Annotated in this window: 21 protein-coding genes and 1 pseudogene; 13 read left to right on the top strand and 9 right to left on the bottom strand. The window is 68.7% G+C overall.

All coding sequences use genetic code 11. The annotated features are described in order from the left end of the window. Positions 1-174: 174 nt before the first annotated feature. Both OG417_RS02215 and OG417_RS02210 read left to right on the top strand, forming a co-directional pair. Positions 175-420, top strand: a complete 246-nt coding sequence (locus OG417_RS02215) for a hypothetical protein (RefSeq protein WP_329248924.1) — start codon at positions 175-177, stop codon at positions 418-420. A gap of 99 nt (positions 421-519) precedes the next feature. Continuing rightward, positions 520-912 (top strand): hypothetical protein, encoded by a 393-nt coding sequence (locus OG417_RS02210; RefSeq protein WP_329248921.1) that lies wholly within the window; start codon positions 520-522, stop codon positions 910-912. Positions 913-966: 54 nt separating this feature from the next. Here OG417_RS02210 and OG417_RS02205 read toward each other — a convergent pair whose 3' ends face one another. Next, a complete protein-coding gene (locus OG417_RS02205) occupies positions 967-1,866 on the bottom strand; it encodes a proteasome assembly chaperone family protein (protein WP_329248918.1) in 900 nt (299 codons plus the stop codon). A 58-nt stretch (positions 1,867-1,924) separates the two neighbouring features. Next, the gene (locus OG417_RS02200; protein WP_329248915.1) at positions 1,925-2,593 is read right to left on the bottom strand and encodes a GNAT family N-acetyltransferase; all 669 of its coding nucleotides are present in this window, start codon (positions 2,591-2,593) and stop codon (positions 1,925-1,927) included. Between the two features lie 108 nt (positions 2,594-2,701). Between OG417_RS02200 and OG417_RS02195 the strand changes: the two genes are divergently transcribed. The 4 genes and pseudogenes from OG417_RS02195 to OG417_RS02180 all read left to right on the top strand — a co-directional run. Next, positions 2,702-3,040 (top strand): ArsR/SmtB family transcription factor, encoded by a 339-nt coding sequence (locus OG417_RS02195; RefSeq protein WP_329248913.1) that lies wholly within the window; start codon positions 2,702-2,704, stop codon positions 3,038-3,040. Beyond that, entirely contained in the window at positions 3,037-3,534 is a 498-nt protein-coding gene (locus tag OG417_RS02190; protein WP_329248911.1) for an SRPBCC family protein, read from the top strand. The genes OG417_RS02195 and OG417_RS02190 overlap by 4 nt, the downstream gene beginning before the upstream one ends. Continuing rightward, positions 3,534-4,121, top strand: coding sequence for a dihydrofolate reductase family protein (locus OG417_RS02185; RefSeq protein WP_329248908.1), 588 nt, complete (start codon positions 3,534-3,536; stop codon positions 4,119-4,121). Before OG417_RS02190 ends, OG417_RS02185 begins: the two co-directional genes overlap by 1 nt. A gap of 468 nt (positions 4,122-4,589) precedes the next feature. Beyond that, positions 4,590-4,769: pseudogene (locus tag OG417_RS02180) on the top strand (molybdopterin-dependent oxidoreductase); the annotation flags it as partial. A gap of 65 nt (positions 4,770-4,834) precedes the next feature. On the opposite strand, the gene OG417_RS02175 reads toward OG417_RS02180, so the two are convergent. Genes OG417_RS02175 through OG417_RS02165 form a run of 3 tightly spaced genes read right to left on the bottom strand, consistent with a single transcriptional unit; the run spans position 4,835 to position 6,599 of the window. Beyond that, positions 4,835-5,842: a hypothetical protein gene (locus tag OG417_RS02175; protein WP_329248903.1), complete on the bottom strand. Its 1,008-nt coding sequence runs from the start codon at positions 5,840-5,842 to the stop codon at positions 4,835-4,837. Next, complete coding sequence (locus OG417_RS02170) at positions 5,839-6,168, bottom strand: hypothetical protein (RefSeq protein ID WP_329248901.1); 330 nt, start codon at positions 6,166-6,168, stop codon at positions 5,839-5,841. The genes OG417_RS02175 and OG417_RS02170 overlap by 4 nt, the downstream gene beginning before the upstream one ends. A 23-nt stretch (positions 6,169-6,191) precedes the next feature. Next, positions 6,192-6,599 (bottom strand): YbaB/EbfC family nucleoid-associated protein, encoded by a 408-nt coding sequence (locus tag OG417_RS02165; protein WP_329248898.1) that lies wholly within the window; start codon positions 6,597-6,599, stop codon positions 6,192-6,194. A 177-nt stretch (positions 6,600-6,776) separates the two neighbouring features. On the opposite strand from OG417_RS02165, the gene OG417_RS02160 reads away from it, so the two are divergent. The 4 genes from OG417_RS02160 to OG417_RS02145 all read left to right on the top strand — a co-directional run bounded on the left by OG417_RS02160 (position 6,777) and on the right by OG417_RS02145 (position 8,967). Further along, complete coding sequence (locus OG417_RS02160; RefSeq protein WP_329248895.1) at positions 6,777-7,277, top strand: FBP domain-containing protein; 501 nt, start codon at positions 6,777-6,779, stop codon at positions 7,275-7,277. Positions 7,278-7,481: 204 nt separating this feature from the next. Further along, positions 7,482-7,892 carry a YbaB/EbfC family nucleoid-associated protein gene (locus OG417_RS02155; RefSeq protein WP_329248892.1) on the top strand — a complete coding sequence of 137 codons (411 nt, stop codon included), beginning with the start codon at positions 7,482-7,484 and terminating at the stop codon, positions 7,890-7,892. 32 nt (positions 7,893-7,924) lie between these two features. Then, complete coding sequence (locus tag OG417_RS02150) at positions 7,925-8,350, top strand: hypothetical protein (RefSeq protein WP_329248889.1); 426 nt, start codon at positions 7,925-7,927, stop codon at positions 8,348-8,350. Beyond that, positions 8,350-8,967, top strand: coding sequence for a hypothetical protein (locus tag OG417_RS02145; protein WP_329248886.1), 618 nt, complete (start codon positions 8,350-8,352; stop codon positions 8,965-8,967). The genes OG417_RS02150 and OG417_RS02145 overlap by 1 nt, the downstream gene beginning before the upstream one ends. A 42-nt stretch (positions 8,968-9,009) precedes the next feature. On the opposite strand, the gene OG417_RS02140 is transcribed toward OG417_RS02145, so the two are convergent. Both OG417_RS02140 and OG417_RS02135 read right to left on the bottom strand, forming a co-directional pair. After that, complete coding sequence (locus OG417_RS02140) at positions 9,010-9,393, bottom strand: nuclear transport factor 2 family protein (RefSeq protein WP_329248882.1); 384 nt, start codon at positions 9,391-9,393, stop codon at positions 9,010-9,012. 52 nt (positions 9,394-9,445) lie between these two features. Beyond that, the gene (locus OG417_RS02135; RefSeq protein WP_329248878.1) at positions 9,446-9,688 is read right to left on the bottom strand and encodes a cold-shock protein; all 243 of its coding nucleotides are present in this window, start codon (positions 9,686-9,688) and stop codon (positions 9,446-9,448) included. A 134-nt stretch (positions 9,689-9,822) separates the two neighbouring features. Here OG417_RS02135 and OG417_RS02130 point away from each other — a divergent pair, with 134 nt between their 5' ends. Continuing rightward, positions 9,823-10,329, top strand: a complete 507-nt coding sequence (locus OG417_RS02130; RefSeq protein WP_329262083.1) for a cell division protein SepF — start codon at positions 9,823-9,825, stop codon at positions 10,327-10,329. Positions 10,330-10,652: 323 nt separating this feature from the next. Here the strand turns inward: OG417_RS02130 and OG417_RS02125 are convergent, their stop codons facing one another. Further along, the gene (locus OG417_RS02125; protein ID WP_329248875.1) at positions 10,653-11,537 is read right to left on the bottom strand and encodes a helix-turn-helix transcriptional regulator; all 885 of its coding nucleotides are present in this window, start codon (positions 11,535-11,537) and stop codon (positions 10,653-10,655) included. 104 nt (positions 11,538-11,641) lie between these two features. Here OG417_RS02125 and OG417_RS02120 point away from each other — a divergent pair, with 104 nt between their 5' ends. Continuing rightward, positions 11,642-12,340 carry an SDR family NAD(P)-dependent oxidoreductase gene (locus tag OG417_RS02120; RefSeq protein WP_329248873.1) on the top strand — a complete coding sequence of 233 codons (699 nt, stop codon included), beginning with the start codon at positions 11,642-11,644 and terminating at the stop codon, positions 12,338-12,340. A 485-nt stretch (positions 12,341-12,825) separates the two neighbouring features. Here OG417_RS02120 and OG417_RS02115 read toward each other — a convergent pair whose 3' ends face one another. Next, positions 12,826-13,653: a carbon-nitrogen hydrolase family protein gene (locus tag OG417_RS02115; RefSeq protein ID WP_329248870.1), complete on the bottom strand. Its 828-nt coding sequence runs from the start codon at positions 13,651-13,653 to the stop codon at positions 12,826-12,828. Between the two features lie 446 nt (positions 13,654-14,099). Between OG417_RS02115 and OG417_RS02110 the strand changes: the two genes are divergently transcribed. Further along, positions 14,100-15,110: an MBL fold metallo-hydrolase gene (locus OG417_RS02110; RefSeq protein WP_329248867.1), complete on the top strand. Its 1,011-nt coding sequence runs from the start codon at positions 14,100-14,102 to the stop codon at positions 15,108-15,110. Positions 15,111-15,218: the final 108 nt, after the last annotated feature.

The raw sequence follows: 15,218 nt of genomic DNA, 5'->3' as shown, positions 1-15,218 counted from the left end.
GGCACAGGATAACGGCATTCCATTACCTAGGGAGACGAAGTCGAGACGGAGAGTAGACAATGACGTCGAAAACGCCGCCGCGACACGCTCGCCACGCGACGCCCGGCGGCGCGATGCTGGTGGCCCGGCGAGCGCACGGGGGCGATCAGCATCGAGCACAGCGACCAACTCCGGTTGCTCGCGGCACTGTGCCGGGAGCTCGCGCTGCTGGGGCTCGACGTGGGCATGAGCGACGCCAAGCCGGCGGTGTCCGTGCGTCAGAGCCGCCGCAACCCCCGCCTGTGGATCTCGATCGACGTACGCGACGGCTTCTTCAAGTGGTGCCCTCGCGACGGCCGCCGGCACGCGGCGGACGACCCGGCGGGGGCGGCACGGCGGATCGCGACCGAAGTCCGGCGTGCCGCGGCAGATCGCGAGTGAAAAGACGGAACCGATGTGACCCCTGAGGTGTCGAAGGGAGGGTCCGGCCGAGCCACCCGTACGGCCGGCCCCACCCCCGACAGCGAGGAGTCGATTTCAGTGCGCACTTCAGGCGTGCGGATCACCGTGGTCAGCGTCGTCACCGCCGCCCTGGCGCTTTCCGCGACCGCGTGCGGCGGCAGCGAGCAGAAGAAGTCCGCCTGCGACAAGCTTCAGCAGACCATCGGAAACGTCAGCAAGACGGGCATGACCCAGATCAACAATCCGAGCGCCCTTGCCGAGACGTACTCCAGCGGTGCCCAGCAGATGCGCGAGCAGGGCAAGGACTCCGGCGACGACGACGTCGAGAAGGCGGCCAACGAGGCCGCGTCCGCGATGGACAGCCTCGGCCAGCAGATGAAGGCGCTGGGCAGCGGAGGAACCCCCCAGATGCCCGACACGGCACCGCTGACCACCGCCGGCGTCCATCTCAAGGCGGCCTGCGGCGGCTGACGGGGTCATCGACGGGGCCCGATGCCGCGGGCGTCGGGCCCTTGGAGCGGGCTCTTACTCCTCCTGCTCGGCCAGGAACCGCTCGAACTCGGCCGCGATCTCTTCGGCGTCCGGCATGCGCGCGTTCGGGCCGGCCATCGGGAGGCTGTTGTCGCTCGCCGCCGCCACGGCGTCGAACCGCGCCTCCAGCCCCCGGACCGCTTCGGCGATCTCCTCGGAGGCGGCGACCTGGTCGTCGATCTGCTTCCTGGCCCGCGCGGCGGCCTCTTCCAGCTCGGCCGTGCGGAAGGCCAGGCCGGTGGCGGCGGTGACGCCGTTCAGCAGGGCGATCGCGGCGGAGGGGTACTCCGCCTGCGAGAGGTAGTGCGGCACGTGCGCGGTGAAGCCGATCGCGTCGTGTCCCGCCTCGTCGAGGCGGTACTCGATCAGCGCGCCGGCGCTGCCCGGCACCTCGACCCGCGTGATCCACGACGTGCTCTCGCCGAGCAGGTCGGGCCGGTTGCCGTGCGGCGTCAGCTCGGTCTCGCGGGTGTGCGGCACCGCCATCGGGATGCCGTGCAGGCCGACCGACAGGCTCACGTCGAGCCGCCGGACCAGCTCGACCACGGCCGCGCTGAACGCCTCCCACGACCGGTCGGGCTCGGGCCCGGACAGCACGAGGAACGGCACGCCGACCGCGTCCTCACAGGCCCGAAGGCTCAGCTCGGGCGCCTTGTAGTCGACCCAGCGATTGGTGTCGAAGACCATGGGCGGTCGCCGGGAGCGGTAGTCCAGCAACGAGTCGATGTCGAAGGTGGCCACCGTCCGGGGATCCATGGAGCTCAGCAGGTGGTCGGCGGCGAGACGGCCCGCGGCGCCCGCGTCCATGAAACCGTCCAGGAAGTAGAGCAGCACCGGCCGTTCCAGCTCGGGAATCTCCTCGGCCAGCGTGTACAGCCGCGTCTGGTCCGTCACGAGTCCTCCCTAGCCCGGTTACGCATGTACGAACGCGTGACGAGCAAGGTGAATTCCATTACCGTTCGAGCGTCTTCACCAGCACGTCGAAGACCGGTGCTCCGGGCAGCGGGTTGCGCTTCCGGCCGACCTTCTCCCAGCCCCACTTGAGCACGGCGGCCTGTGCGGCCGTGGCGGCGGGCAGCACGGTCGTGGTGGCCCGCTCCTCCGTACGGCCGCCGAGCAGGCGGTCGTGCACGGCCTCGGCGAGGTGCAGCCGCCGCCACCGCTCGCCGATCATGAGCTCGGTCAGCGCCCAGGTGCGGCCGGGCGGCTCGTCGGTGACCTCGGGCGGGATGGGCGTGATGAGGTTCTGCCACCACGGGATCGCCGGTGACAGCGAGATGCCGTAACCGAGCCCGATGAGGGTGCCCGTGGTCCTGGCCTCCACCAGCGCGAACCCGGCCTGCTGCCGGTGCGTGTCGAAACGCCGCTGGAACAGCTCGGCGTACTCCGGCCCCCAGGAGTACGGCTCTCCGGCATAGATCTCGGCGTAAAGATCGTGGTATTCGTCGATGCGCCGCGCGGCCTCGTCGCCGTCGACGTCGTGCAACTCAATGGCGATGCTCGCCAGCGGTCTCTCCTCCTCGATATGGACCTCACCGGTCCCGTCATGGGCGAAACACGCTCGTACCGGCTTGTCCTCAAGGATCCAACGAGCGGGAGCCGACGATGACGCTGGGGACATCGTCGCCTAATTCTCCACTCCTCGCTCGCGGCTTCACACGCCTTGACGACCCTCGACCTCACGGCTTATAGTCAACCTGTTCGTTGATAAACAGTTTGGTTGATAAAGATGACCGTTGACGAAGCTGAGGGGCGCCTCGACCGCGCGTTCGCCGCACTGGCCGATCCGGTACGCCGTGCTCTGGTCGCGCGCCTGTCGCGCGGCGACGCGACGGTGAACGAGCTGGCCGAGCCCTTCTCCATCACCAAGCAGGCGATCTCACGCCACATCCAGGTGCTGGAGGCGGCCGGGCTGATCACGCGCAGCCGCGACGGCCAGCGGCGTCCCTGCCACCTCGACCCGGCGGCGCTGGAGGCGCTCACGAGCTGGATCGACACCTATCGGCTGGAGGTCGAACGGCGTCACCGCCGGCTCGACGCCGTACTGGAGGAGATGGAGGACCAATGAACCCCACGACCATCACCGCGCCCCCGGGCACGCCGTTCATCGACGTCGTACGCGAGTTCGAGGCGAGCCGCACCAAGGTGTTCCGTGCGTCCACCGACCCGGAGCTGGTCGCACGCTGGCTCGGACCGCGCGAGCTGGAGATGGACCTGCACTCCTACGACGCGCGCACCGGCGGATCCTACGGCTACGTGCACCGCGACGCGGCGGGCAACGAGTACGCCTTCCGCGGCGTGTTCCACACCGTCGTCCCGGAAGAGCGGATCGTCCAGACGTTCGAGTACGCGGGCGCGCCGGACGTCGTCAGTGTCGACTGCACCACCTACGAGGACCTCGGCGGCCGCACCCGGTTGCACACCCACACCGTCTTCCCCTCCGTGGAGGCGCGCGACGCCGCCCTCGCCAGCGGCATGGAGCACGGCATCGTCGAGTCGATGGATCGCCTGGACGAGGTGACCGGCGGGGACCTACCGCGTGCTTCTCAGGGCGGCGAGTGATGGCCACGGTCATCTCCAGCTTCTGCACGTCCCTCGACGGCTTCGTCGCCCGGCCCGACGATTCGGTCGGCCCGCTCTTCGACTGGCATCACTCCGGTGACGTGGAGGTGCGCCCGCCCGGCTACCCGCTGACGCTGCGCGTCTCCGAGGCGAGCGCGCGGCACTGGCGGGAGATGATCGAACGCCGGGGCGCCTTCGTGTGCGGCCGCCGGCTGTTCGACCACACCCGTGGCTGGGGTGGCCGCCCGCCGCTGGGCGTGCCGACGTTCGTGGTCAGCCACCGGCCGCCGCCTGAGGACTGGCCCGCGCGTACCGAGGCGCCGTACACCTTCGTCGGCGACCTGGAGAGCGCCGTCGCGAAGGCCACCGCGGTCGCGGGCGAGGGGATCGTCAGCGTGTCGGGCGCGAACCTCGCCCAGCAGTGCCTGCGGGCAGGGCTGCTGGACGAGGTCTGGATGGATCTCGTGCCGGTGCTCCTGGGCGAGGGCATCCGCTACCTCGACGATGTCAACGAGGTCCGGCTCTCCGATCCCACGATCATCAACGGGGCCAAGGTCACTCATCTGCGCTATCGAGTCGAGCGCTGAAATGGGCAGATAACGGATGAAGGGGGCAAGCCGAGCCGCAGGTGAGAGCGGGCGTACGAGTCAGCGGATCGTGCAACCGACTGGCTGAGCGGGTTTCGCAGCAGAGGGGGGCTGGACCCACCCGCCGCTTCGCCCTCTCCGATCTCGCCGGATCGATCCGCCTCGCGTGTCGATCCGGCGACGACATGCCCGGGGGCCGGCGACCACCTCGGCTTTCGAACTCTGTGTCCCAGCGGGGGAAGTCGGGCCCGCCTCTAGCAGGACCAAGGTCCCTGTCGCCGGCCGATCGTGTCGGCCAGAGTTGGTTCGGCCAGGGCGGTCGATCATGAATGCACCGCCGCAGACCGGGAACAGGCATCGGTCATGTGCCCTGCGACATGAGGTGCCCGGAGGATTCCGAGCGATGGGCGGATCGTTGGAGCGTGCCGAGCCCCGGACGGGCGAGCCGGGCAGCACGGATTCGCCCGGACGCGTACGCCGGACGCGCACTGGATGGCCGAGGCGCGCTACCGGGGCCAGAAGGTCGTGGCAGTCTCGCCCGACTACGCCGACAACGTGAAGTTCGCCGACGAGTGGCTGGCCGCCCAGCCCGGCACCGACGGGGCGCTCGCGCTCGCCATGGGGCACGTGATCCTGCGGGAGTTCTTCACGGGCCTCGGCAACCGCCCACCCCGCCGCGGCTGGGAGACCACCTCCTGAGGGGGCCGGACGGCTCAGGGCGTGCCGGGGCCGGCCGTCCGGGCTCCGACGTCCGGTCGGTTCTTCCAGCGCAGTGGGTACTTCACGAAGATCCGTGGCACGTGTATGAAGAGCTTGGCGGCCTCCTGCCGGAGTGTGGGCGGCTTCGTCCATCCGTCGCCGTCGCCCTCCAGGTAGGAGTCGGTGACGTTGCTCGCGTACGTATAGGTGTTCGAGGCCGCCAGGCGCGTCGTCAGGCCGCCGACCGCGCCCGCGACGCCCGGCCGGCGCAGGAAGTACCGGCCGAACGTCTGCCGGTACCTCGACGCGGGGTTCAGCCCGGGCAGCGCGTCGGCGACGGCGTCGTAGGCCAGGTTGCCGGCGAACCCGTCGGCGAGCTGCACGGCGTTCGCCCGGACCGACAGCGGGTCGTAGCCGGCCGTCTTCGTCAGCGTCTCGTGGTCGACGCCGGCGGCCAGGCTGGTGCCGTAGATGCCGAGCTGGAGGGCCTGCTGCCCGCCCGCGTACGCGACGCTGTCGGCCAGGGCGTAGATCACCCGCTTGACGAGCAGCTGGACGAGGCCGTTGCGGATCCTGCCGTACCAGCGGGCCTGCCCGACCAGCATCAGCAACCGGGCCTCCAGAGCGCCGGTCAGCCAGCCGTAGCAGATGGTGAAGATGATGTTGGCGTACATCTGGATCGCCAGCACCCACAGCGCCGCGCGTATCTCGTCGTTGACCTTGGCGAACCGCTCGAGCTGCTCGGCGACCTCGCGCGCGTACCCGGAGACGGCGGCCGGACAGGCCGACGGAGGGACCGCTCCGGTGGGCGCGGGCCCGTCCCAGTACCGCTGGAACGCGGCGGGTCCGTCACCGTCGTTGTGGCTCTTCACCTGGCCGGCGACCTTCTCCATGGCCGTACCGCTCCGGTCGACGGCGTCCGCGATGCTCCGGTAGTAGCCGGCCATCGTCCGCGCTCCCTGGCTGTCGGCCTTGGGCATCCGCACACCCGCGACCCACAGCAGGACGTCCTCCGGCGTCATGAGGTGAACCGCGGCACGCTCGTCCGATCGACCCGGGGCAGGGCGGCGATGCCGTCCCAGTCCGCCCGGCCCACGTCCGTGCTCATGAGGGCGAGGTTGACGCCGACCGCGCCGTAGGCGGCGCACAGCGCGCCGGAGTACTCGGCGGTCTTCTCGCGTGCCGTGGCGAACCCCGCCTTGGCCGCTCGGCCGGCGTCGTCGTCGCCGTAGATGTCTCCCAGATCGTCGATCTTCCCGAGGAGGCGGTTCACCAGGGACGCGAGGTCGCGATCCTCGGCCACGAAGGCCCGTGCCGCGTGTTCGAGTTCGGTGTGGTCGATGTGCATCGGCTCTCCACTCGGCTGCCGGGTCACATGCGCAGGTCGTGCCGTACGTCGCGGAGCGCGGCGAGGATGTCGTCGAGGTCGTGCCCGCCGAGGTCGGCATCGGCGACGGCGTTCGCGCCCGCCGACCCGGTGACGAGTGGCCGCATCATCTCGTCGGCCCGCGCCCGTACGTCCCGTACGCCCTGCCGCGCCGCGTCGAGGATCGCCTCGGCGAGCGCCTCGGTGCTGAGGCGCAGCGCCCGCGGGTCGATCCGCAGCCCGGTGAGCGCGCCGAACCGGTCGACCTCGACCGTCACCCGATCGCCGGCGGCCCGGCCGGTGCCGCGCAGCTCGCTCATCCGTGCCTGCGCCTCGCGCAGTGCGGTGTTCTGGCGGGTGATCGTCGCGACCATGTCGTGAAGCCGCGATCCGGCATCCACCGCGTCGTCCATTCGCCCTCCTGGTGATCGCTGCCGGCACGTTATTCACGGCCTGTTTCTCCCGGAGGGGCCGGCGCGTTAAGTTCCCGTTACGCCACTCCGCGCGCCGGCGTCTGTGCGTCGGAGCGGGGCTGAGCAGCAAATATTCGGGCGACGTGCGCTCTCACCTGCTGTTAGCTTGCGGCCATCATGGAAACGCTCGACGAAACCGACATCCGCGCTTCCTTCGTCAACTGCTCCAAGAGCGAGACGAAGCGCATCAACCTGCCCAAGCCGCTGTCCGACCAGCCCTGGGCCGACCTCGACTTCCTGGGCTGGCGCGACCCCGGTGCGCCCGACCGCGGATACATCGTGGTCGAGCACGGCGGCCGCCTGGTCGGTGTCACGCTGCGCGCTCCCCAGGGTGTCCGCCGCAGCTTCACCAAGACCACGGTGTGCTCGCTGTGCGTCACCACCCACCCGGGCACGGGAGTGTCCCTGCTGGCCGCGCCGCGCGCGGGTGCGGCTGGACGGCAGGGCAACACCGTGGGCGCCTACATGTGCGCCGACCTGGCCTGCTCGCTGTACGTACGCGGCAAGAAGGAGACCGGCCTCGGCGCCCGGTTCGAGGAGGACCTCCCCCTCCAGGCGAAGATCGATCGCACCCTGGTCAATCTCGCCTCCTTCGTCGATCGGGTGCTGGACTCCTGACCTCCGGGCGGACGGCCGTCGGCCCGGCCGCGAAGCGATCAACGGGCGGATTCCGTGCGGGGTCCGCCCGCTCGTCCGAGGGGAATCATCGGTGCGCCGGAGTTATCACGAGATGCCATGTGATTACCGACATTTCTGTTAACCTCTAACCGTTTTTCAGCCACGCCGAATCGCACGCTGAATGAGCCACCCCGTACGAGGAGGATGGTGCCGTTCATGGATGACACACGCAGTCGTCCCCCCAGACGAGGTGCCACGCCCGAATCGAGCGGTAGGGCCTGGCCGGGCGGGCCGGTCGCTCCTGCTTCGCCCCCTACCGGGCACGGGGCGTCGGAGGACGAGAGCGTGAAGGTCACCATCGGCACCGACGGTCTTGTCGACACCGTGGCGATCAATCCGCGGGCGCTCCGGAAGGGCGCGCAGGCCCTTGAGGAACTGACCCGTGAGGCGGTACGCGAAGCGCAGCGCGACTGGTTCGGCCGGCTGGGCGAGCACGACCCGGCGGTGGCCTCGGAGGACCAGCTGCGCGCGAAGCTGGAAGAGATCAACGCGGAGTACTCCCTTCGCATGGAAGAGATCAATCGCCTGATAGCCGGCCTGATGAGCAGCCGGTAGTCGACGGTCCGGCGAGAGAGGTCCGTATTCAGATGCCGAAATACGACGAGAGTTCGCTGGCGGAGGCGGCGCAGAGCATAAGCTCCGCTACCGACGACACCCATGAGCATTACAACCCGGCAGGTGGGAGTCAGTACGGTTCGTGGCCGGCATCGACGACGCGGCCGGCCCACGAACGCATGTCGTTGCTGCTGCTGACGAACCCCGACACGCTCACGTACCAGACCCTCGACGACTTCAAGCCGGAGTCGTGGCAGGTCTTCCTGACGAAGGACTTCTTCACCACGTTCAAGACGGTGTACGAGGCCGCCGAAAAGGCGGTCGACGCCACCTCTCAGCAGGCCGGCTATGGCGGCCATGGCCTGGACCGGATGGCGCTGAACGCCAAGGCCGTCGAAGACAAGAACATCACCGCCGTCTTCAACGCACTCGACAAGACCCAGAATCGAGGTGGCTGATGACGGAGACCATCACCTTGCCAGGTGACCTGGCGGACCTGGTCAAGCGCTGGACGTCGGACGGCGCGATGAAGTTCCGCTGGCCGACCGACGACGAGATCAACTTCAAGGTCAGCGGTGAGTCCTGGGGCGATCGCGAGGTCGAGCAGGAGCTCAACCGGCTCAACCCCGAAGACGCGATCAAGGCGGCGCTCCAGAAGAACGAGGGACCTGCGATCGACGCGTTCGCGAAGTACTGGCGCGATGTCCCTGCCCGCAACGTCACCGACCTCACCCGGTCGTTCAAACGGGTGTCGGTGGCGCTCCTCGCCATGAACGCGGCCCTCATCGCGTACAAGAACACCTCGATCAAGAACCTCTCGGAGCTGAAGAAGTACCTCGACGACAACCAGAAATGGGCGTGGCTGCCCTGGTCCGACGACGGTGCCATCCACAAACGCGCGGTGGCGATGATCGGCGTTTTCGACCTGGCCGACCAGACCAACCTGGTGAAGTTCCGCACGACCATGGCCAACAGCATCGCGACCATCAAACAGGAGGCCAAGCTCTACGACGACATCGTCAAGCGCTTCACCCCCGATGCCGCGAAGACGGGCGACAAGCTGACCGACGAATAGGGAGAGCCCTGCGGGGTGGCTCCGGCGACGGCGCGGTTCGGGTCAGTCGGATGTGGCGCCGGCGGGGTTCGCGTCGTCGCCGAGGTAGGCGCCGTACCCCTCGACCACCAGCGGGCCGTCGAAGATCAGCACCTCGTTGACCAGGCCGCCCTTCTGGTTGCGGTAGTTGATGACCACGCAGTCGACACCGACGTACGTGCCCACGACCTCGAACCGCAGGTCGGGGATACGTCGCAACCCCTCCGACCAGTACGCGCGCAACGCCTCCTTGCCACGGATGACCCCGTCGCCACCGACGAGCTGCGCCGCGACCGGCGACCGGAACGTCACCTCGTCCGCGAAGTGGGCCAGCAGGGCGTCCAGGTCATGGGCGTTCCACGCCGCCTCCCAGTCAGCTGCGAACTTCCGCGCCGAAACAGAATCCATGACCGCGATTATGTCCGGCCCGGCCGGGGCTACTGACGGGGCCTGCCGCCCGTCATCGCCGAGGGACGACGCGGATGGCCCGGAAGTCATAGCCGTCCTGTCCCGGAGACTCCCATTCAAGGTGGACACGCTGCCCGGCGTTCAGCTCGCGGTAGCCGGACGCGGCGATGTTGCTGAAATGCGCCCAGCAGCCGCCCGGGGTCTCGGCGGAATCGAGCACGCCCCACCCCTCCTCGGACCGCCATTCGCGGACGAGCGCATCTGTCTCACCGGTACGGTGCTCGCTGGTGGGCACGTTCGCAGGATAACGCCCGCCCGGCCGTTTCCTTGTTCCGCGGAGATCAGGCCGGGCTCCTGGCCGGCCCGTTCGGGGACATCTGCCGTGGATCTCTTTGATGCTCCGGTCGGCTGAGGAAGACTGACGACGTGATGGTCGAGAGAGTACGTCCCCGCGACTACAACGACGTCCGGCATGTGGGGCACTACTTCTGCAAGGGCGTACTCGTCGTGATGGACCTGACGGCCATGGCGGACGACGAGGCCAGGCAACTCGTCGACTTCGCCGCGGGCCTCATCTGCGCACGCGGCGGAGACATGGAACGCCTCAGCCCCAAGGTCTTCATGCTCGTTCCCTCGGAGCCGGCCACACCGAGCACCACGACGGGCATCATCAAGCGGTTGCGGCCGCGCGACTACAACGAGGTGCTGTACGTCGGGCACTACTTCCGCGAGGGCGTTCCGGTCGTGATGGACCTGACGGCCTTGACGGACGACGAGGCCAGGCAACTCGTCGACTTCGCCGCGGGCCTCATCTGCGCACGCGGCGGAGACATGGAACGCCTCAGCCCCAAGGTCTTCATGCTGGTTCCGTCCGGGCTGGCCAGGCCGAGCACCGCCGGAGACGGAGCCGAAGAGGCCGCCCCGGAATTCACCTGAGCGTACGGGCGAGCCGGCACTTCACGGCGACGACAGAGCCGTCCCGTACGGAGGGCGTGCCCGCGTCGGACTCGCCACGAGTCCATGCGGTCGGTCTCTCCGGCACCGTCGCCTTACGATGCGGACGTGGACGAGGACGGCTTGCGGAAGGCGTGGGAGACAGGCGCGCCTTCCCCTTGTCCGGCGTGTGGTGCGGGCCCGGAGCAGTCCTCTGACCCCGGAAGCATGGGGACGAGCGTGTGCTATTGCGGTCATCCCCGCTACTACGACTACAAGCACCTCGACGGCTCTTGCCCGTGCACCGCCGAACGCCCCACGTGATCTCACCGGTCCGTATGCACGCGCTGTGCATGGGGGACCGGCGGGCCGGCGACCGCGGCGAGCCGGAGCTTGTCCTCGTCCGCGCTACCGGGCGCGGTCGTCATGATCACGATCTTGCGTTCGGAGTCGCCGTCGGTCAGCACATCGCAGTCCACCGTGACCGGTCCCACCGAGGGGTGCTCGATCGTCTTGTGGTCCTCACGATGAGCCGCCACCGTACCGAGCGCCCATAGTTCGGCGAACCGCTGGTTGCCCGTACACAGGTCGCGGATCAGCTCTGCCAGGCGAGCGTCTTGGGGGAACCGGCCCGTGGCGCGGCGCAGGTCGGACACGACGGCGACATCGGTGGTCTCCCTGTCCCGCTCGGTCACCGGCCACTGTGCGAGGCGAGCGGGACTCCCGTCCACCGGGAACCTGCCACGAGCGAAATTGCGCAGGCGCGGCGGCGTCGACGAGGGATCGCCCAGCAGCGCGGCCCAGCCGCGGTTCCACCAGATCAGCTGCCAGTCCGCCGCGAACACCGCGACCGCGGCGTCCCCGAGCCGGGTGAGCACGCGGTGAACGCCAGGTGGGATGTGGTCGGAGACCGCACCGTCCGCCGGCGGTACGAGATGCGCCAGCCGGTAGAGATGATCCCGTTCGGTGTCGGTCAGCTGCAGGGCGCGCGCGAGGGACGCGACCACCTGCGCCGAGGGCGTCGTGGCCCGTCCCTGCTCCAGACGTACGACGTAGTCGACCGACACACCGGCCAGCTCGGCGAGCTCCTCCCGGCGCAGCCCGACCGCCCGGCGCCCCCGGCCGACCGGCAGCGCCGCGGCCGATGGGGGCAACCGATCCCGCCAGGTACGGATCATCGCGCCGAGCCCGGCCCCGGGTGTCGTGGTCATAACCCCCATACTCGTGCACTCCGGTGGTGTCGATGGTGGTACTGCTGTTCCTACCGTCGAAGCGTCCCTGGCCGGTCCGCGCAGGTCGACCGAACAATGACCACATGACGATCACTTTCATCACCGGAGCCAACAAGGGACTCGGCCACGAGACCGCCCGCCGCCTCATCGAACTCGGCCACACCGTGCTCGTCGGAGCACGCGACCCGGAGAAGGGCGCCCGGGCCGCCGCCGCGCTCGGCGCGCGGTTCGTCCACATCGACGTGACCGACGAGGCGTCCGTCGCCGCCGCGGCCGCGGACGTCGCCGATCACGAGGGCTCGATCGATGTTCTGGTCAACAACGCCGGCATCCACGGCCCCTTCGGCGACCCCACCGCCCTGACCGGCGCCGACGCCCTCAGCGTGTTCGACGTCAATATCGCCGGCGTGGTCCGTACGACCACGGCGTTCCTGCCGCTGCTGCGCCGATCGCCGGACCCGGTCATCATCAACGTCAGCAGCGGAATGGGCTCGCTCGCACACACCCACGACCCGTCGCGGGCCGAGTCATCGGTGATCGCGCCGCTCTATGCCGCCTCGAAGGCGGCGCTCACGATGCTGACCACCCAATACGCCAAGGCACTGCCGGACATCCGCGTCAACGCCGCCGACCCGGGCTACACGGCGACCGACCTCAACGGCCACAGCGGCCCCCAGACCGTCACCGAGGGCACGGACGCGATCGTCGGCCTGGCCACCGAGAAGCCCGGCGCGGGCTCGGGACGCTTCGTCGACCGAACCGGCGAAATCGCCTGGTCGTGAGCCCGGAAGATCAGGCGCTCATCGGACGGCCATGAGCATCGACTCCGGCTGATCGGGGCGCTCATTGCCCGGCGGGCGTACGCTGCTCGCGAGAACCGACGGGACGGTGGTGCCCCATGACGCTGGCGAGAAAGGGAAGCCGTCAGATCACCGTTGGCTCGGTCGAGTACCGGTGGAAGGTCCGAGGCCGACCGACGTACGACCAGGGCATGGGTTGGTCTGCGCTGACTTTCGTAGTGGAGCAGGTGCGTCCGTCAGGGTCACGGCTCGTGGTCTCACTGCCCTGCGCTCACCCGAGCAACTGGCTGGGCCTACCGAGCGCCCCGGTTCTCCCTCGGACCGTGGCGAGCGCCATCACCCTCGGCCTGGAGAATGGATGGCAACCGTCGAAACCAGGGCCGGCCTTTCTCTTGGCCCTGGACGAATCCGCCGTCGCGGGATCCACCTCGCCGACGCCCAAGTGACCTTTCCGCTGAGTAGTCGCTTTACGTCGACCGGCTCGGGATCTCCTGCACTACGGCGGTCTCGCATGTTCTCAGGCGTTGCGGGAGCAGTGGGGTGGCTTCGGCGGGATCGATGTCGCAGACCAACAGCCCCGGCTTTCCGTAAGGCTGATGGCTGAGCAGCGTGCCGTCCGGCCGCACTACGGCGGATGTCGTGGGCGACCCCGGGCTCGCGCAGTTGACGGCGGCGACGTAGCAATTGTTCTCGGCGGCGCGACATAGAAACGCCTTCTCGTGGAAGGAGTTTCTCGGGTCGGCGAAGTCAGTCGGCTGAAACGCGCCGGGCTCCGCTTCGCTATAATGCGGGTGGAAGACCAACTGGGCGCCGTTGCGAACTGCCCAGCGTACCGTCTCCGGATAGCGAAAGCCCTCGTGGCAAATAACGATTCCGAAGCGGACGCCGTCGACGTCGAATATCCGACGATCACTGCCCGCTTCGTATGTGGAATCTTCTTCCGGGTCGAGTTGCACCTTGTCCTGATAACCCGCTCGATCGCCGTCGGGTCGAAGTACGAGCATGGTCAGACGTGGCTTGTCGGAAACGTACCGCTCCGTACCGAGCACCACGTAGATGTGGCTCTCACGCGCGGCCAGGGCGATGCGCTCGTGCGCAGCTTCCAAGAAGTTGGCGGGCACGGCCTTACGCGAGTGCGGCGGCCATGGGTAGCCCGGCACGTACGCTTCCGGGAAGCACACGATACGCGCGTCGGCAGCAGCAGCGGCTCTGACCGCGCGCTCGGCGCGCACCACAGAGTCTTCTGGACTCTCGGGGATTTCGAGGTTGGCGAGCGCGATTCGAAGTCTTGTCACGCGACTCATTGTGCTGCGCAAGCTGGTCGTGTCGAACACGGTTCGCGGCCCTTCCCGCGACCGACACTGGGTGCGCTCCCTGTAGGGCCCGGCCTGTTCGGCTTGCCTTGGGGCGGAGGCGGAGGGGGGCGTCAGCGACAGTGCGGGCCCTACGGGCTCGTCCGCCGCCGACGACAGGTCCCGCCCCCTCCGCCGCGACCGGCGCCGGTATGGCGGCGCCGTCGTCGCCCGAACGGCAGGGCGGCCTCCGATCGGCGTCGGGGTGCGAACCTGCACGGCCTGCTCGGGGATATCCGTCCGGTGGCATGCTCCCACCAGCATCCATATCGGATTCATGATGAACTTATCGCCGATATCCATATTGGACAGCGCATAATCGGTTCTGGTCTGCTTGGCGACGTCGTTGAGATCCGCGATCGCGTCAACCGAAATGCAGGTGGCCCCGAATGCTGTTCGAGCAGTCCGGTCCGTCCCGCCGTGCGGTGCTTTTCGCCGCTGCCGTCCTGCCCCTGGCGCGCGGCACGAGTGAGGCGTCGGCCGCGACGGCCACGAGCGCACGCCGATACTACGATCGCGCGGCGAGGCTGGCCGGAAAGGATCCGGTTCTGCAGCACATCGTCAATGCGCTCTCTCCGGGAGCCGTACCGCCACCCGTGAAGGCTCCCGACCCCTTGAGGATCTTCGACGACGTCGCGGTCGTGAGCACGGGCTTCGTTTCGGCGACCGCGATCACCACGCCTCAGGGCGTCATCCTGATCGACGCGCTGAGTTCGCCGGACGAGGCCGAAAAGGTCCTCGTCTCTGGGCTGCGAGCGGTGGGAATGGATCCGGCGAATATCAAGTACGTCGTGGTCACCCACGCTCACTACGACCATTTCGGCGGAGCGCAGTACCTCGCCGACCGGTACGGTGCCCGGGTCATGATGAGCCAGGACGATTGGGACCTCCTTGCCACCGATCGCCCGGCCAACGCGCCTGCGCCCGACCTGGTGATCACCAACGGGCAGCGGCTGACGCTCGGCGACACGACCGTGGAGTTGCACCTCACGCCCGGGCACACACCGGGCACGGTCTCGCCGATTTTCCCCGTGCGATGGAACGGACATCGGCACACCGCGATGCTGTGGGGCGGAACCAGCCTGCCCGCCGCGACCTCGGACAAGCGGACCTACCTCGCCTCCGCGCTCACCTTCTCCTCTCGGATGCGGCGGGCGGGCATAGACGTCGAACTGAACAACCACGGCGCCTGCGACAACGGCTTGGCACGCATGGAAGAGCTGCGTAGCGGATCCACCGGATCAAAGAACCCGTTCGTCATCGGCGAGGCCAGAACGCAGCGCTTCATGAAGGTCATGGAGACGATGGTGCGCGGCCGCATCGCCTCGGACCAGGAGGCGGCCACCGCGTCGGCGGGCGGGACACCCGCGCCCGCGCAATCGGGCCACGCCTGCTGCTGACACCCGCGATAGAGCGCGCCGGGGCTTCGACAGGGTCCCGGTACGGCTGGCCTCCGACGATCGGAACCCCGGGCCAGGCGTCCCCGTCCACGGGTAGGTCCGACGAAC

The organism is Actinoallomurus sp. NBC_01490, assembly GCF_036227085.1.
GTDB classification, from domain to species: domain Bacteria; phylum Actinomycetota; class Actinomycetes; order Streptosporangiales; family Streptosporangiaceae; genus Actinoallomurus; species Actinoallomurus oryzae.
Note: the sequence above shows the minus strand (reverse complement) of the source record. Positions and strands in the feature narration are given on the sequence as shown.

Coding starts and splice junctions, on each gene's coding strand:
- OG417_RS02200 (WP_329248915.1), bottom strand. CDS start 2,593: ATGTCCCCAGCGTCATCGTCGGCTCCCGCTCGTTGGATCCTTGAGGAC.
- OG417_RS02195 (WP_329248913.1), top strand. CDS start 2,702: ATGACCGTTGACGAAGCTGAGGGGCGCCTCGACCGCGCGTTCGCCGCA.
- OG417_RS02190 (WP_329248911.1), top strand. CDS start 3,037: ATGAACCCCACGACCATCACCGCGCCCCCGGGCACGCCGTTCATCGAC.
- OG417_RS02185 (WP_329248908.1), top strand. CDS start 3,534: ATGGCCACGGTCATCTCCAGCTTCTGCACGTCCCTCGACGGCTTCGTC.
- OG417_RS02175 (WP_329248903.1), bottom strand. CDS start 5,842: ATGACGCCGGAGGACGTCCTGCTGTGGGTCGCGGGTGTGCGGATGCCC.
- OG417_RS02170 (WP_329248901.1), bottom strand. CDS start 6,168: ATGCACATCGACCACACCGAACTCGAACACGCGGCACGGGCCTTCGTG.
- OG417_RS02165 (WP_329248898.1), bottom strand. CDS start 6,599: ATGGACGACGCGGTGGATGCCGGATCGCGGCTTCACGACATGGTCGCG.
- OG417_RS02160 (WP_329248895.1), top strand. CDS start 6,777: ATGGAAACGCTCGACGAAACCGACATCCGCGCTTCCTTCGTCAACTGC.
- OG417_RS02155 (WP_329248892.1), top strand. CDS start 7,482: ATGGTGCCGTTCATGGATGACACACGCAGTCGTCCCCCCAGACGAGGT.
- OG417_RS02150 (WP_329248889.1), top strand. CDS start 7,925: ATGCCGAAATACGACGAGAGTTCGCTGGCGGAGGCGGCGCAGAGCATA.
- OG417_RS02145 (WP_329248886.1), top strand. CDS start 8,350: ATGACGGAGACCATCACCTTGCCAGGTGACCTGGCGGACCTGGTCAAG.
- OG417_RS02140 (WP_329248882.1), bottom strand. CDS start 9,393: ATGGATTCTGTTTCGGCGCGGAAGTTCGCAGCTGACTGGGAGGCGGCG.
- OG417_RS02130 (WP_329262083.1), top strand. CDS start 9,823: ATGGTCGAGAGAGTACGTCCCCGCGACTACAACGACGTCCGGCATGTG.
- OG417_RS02125 (WP_329248875.1), bottom strand. CDS start 11,537: ATGACCACGACACCCGGGGCCGGGCTCGGCGCGATGATCCGTACCTGG.
- OG417_RS02120 (WP_329248873.1), top strand. CDS start 11,642: ATGACGATCACTTTCATCACCGGAGCCAACAAGGGACTCGGCCACGAG.
- OG417_RS02110 (WP_329248867.1), top strand. CDS start 14,100: ATGCTGTTCGAGCAGTCCGGTCCGTCCCGCCGTGCGGTGCTTTTCGCC.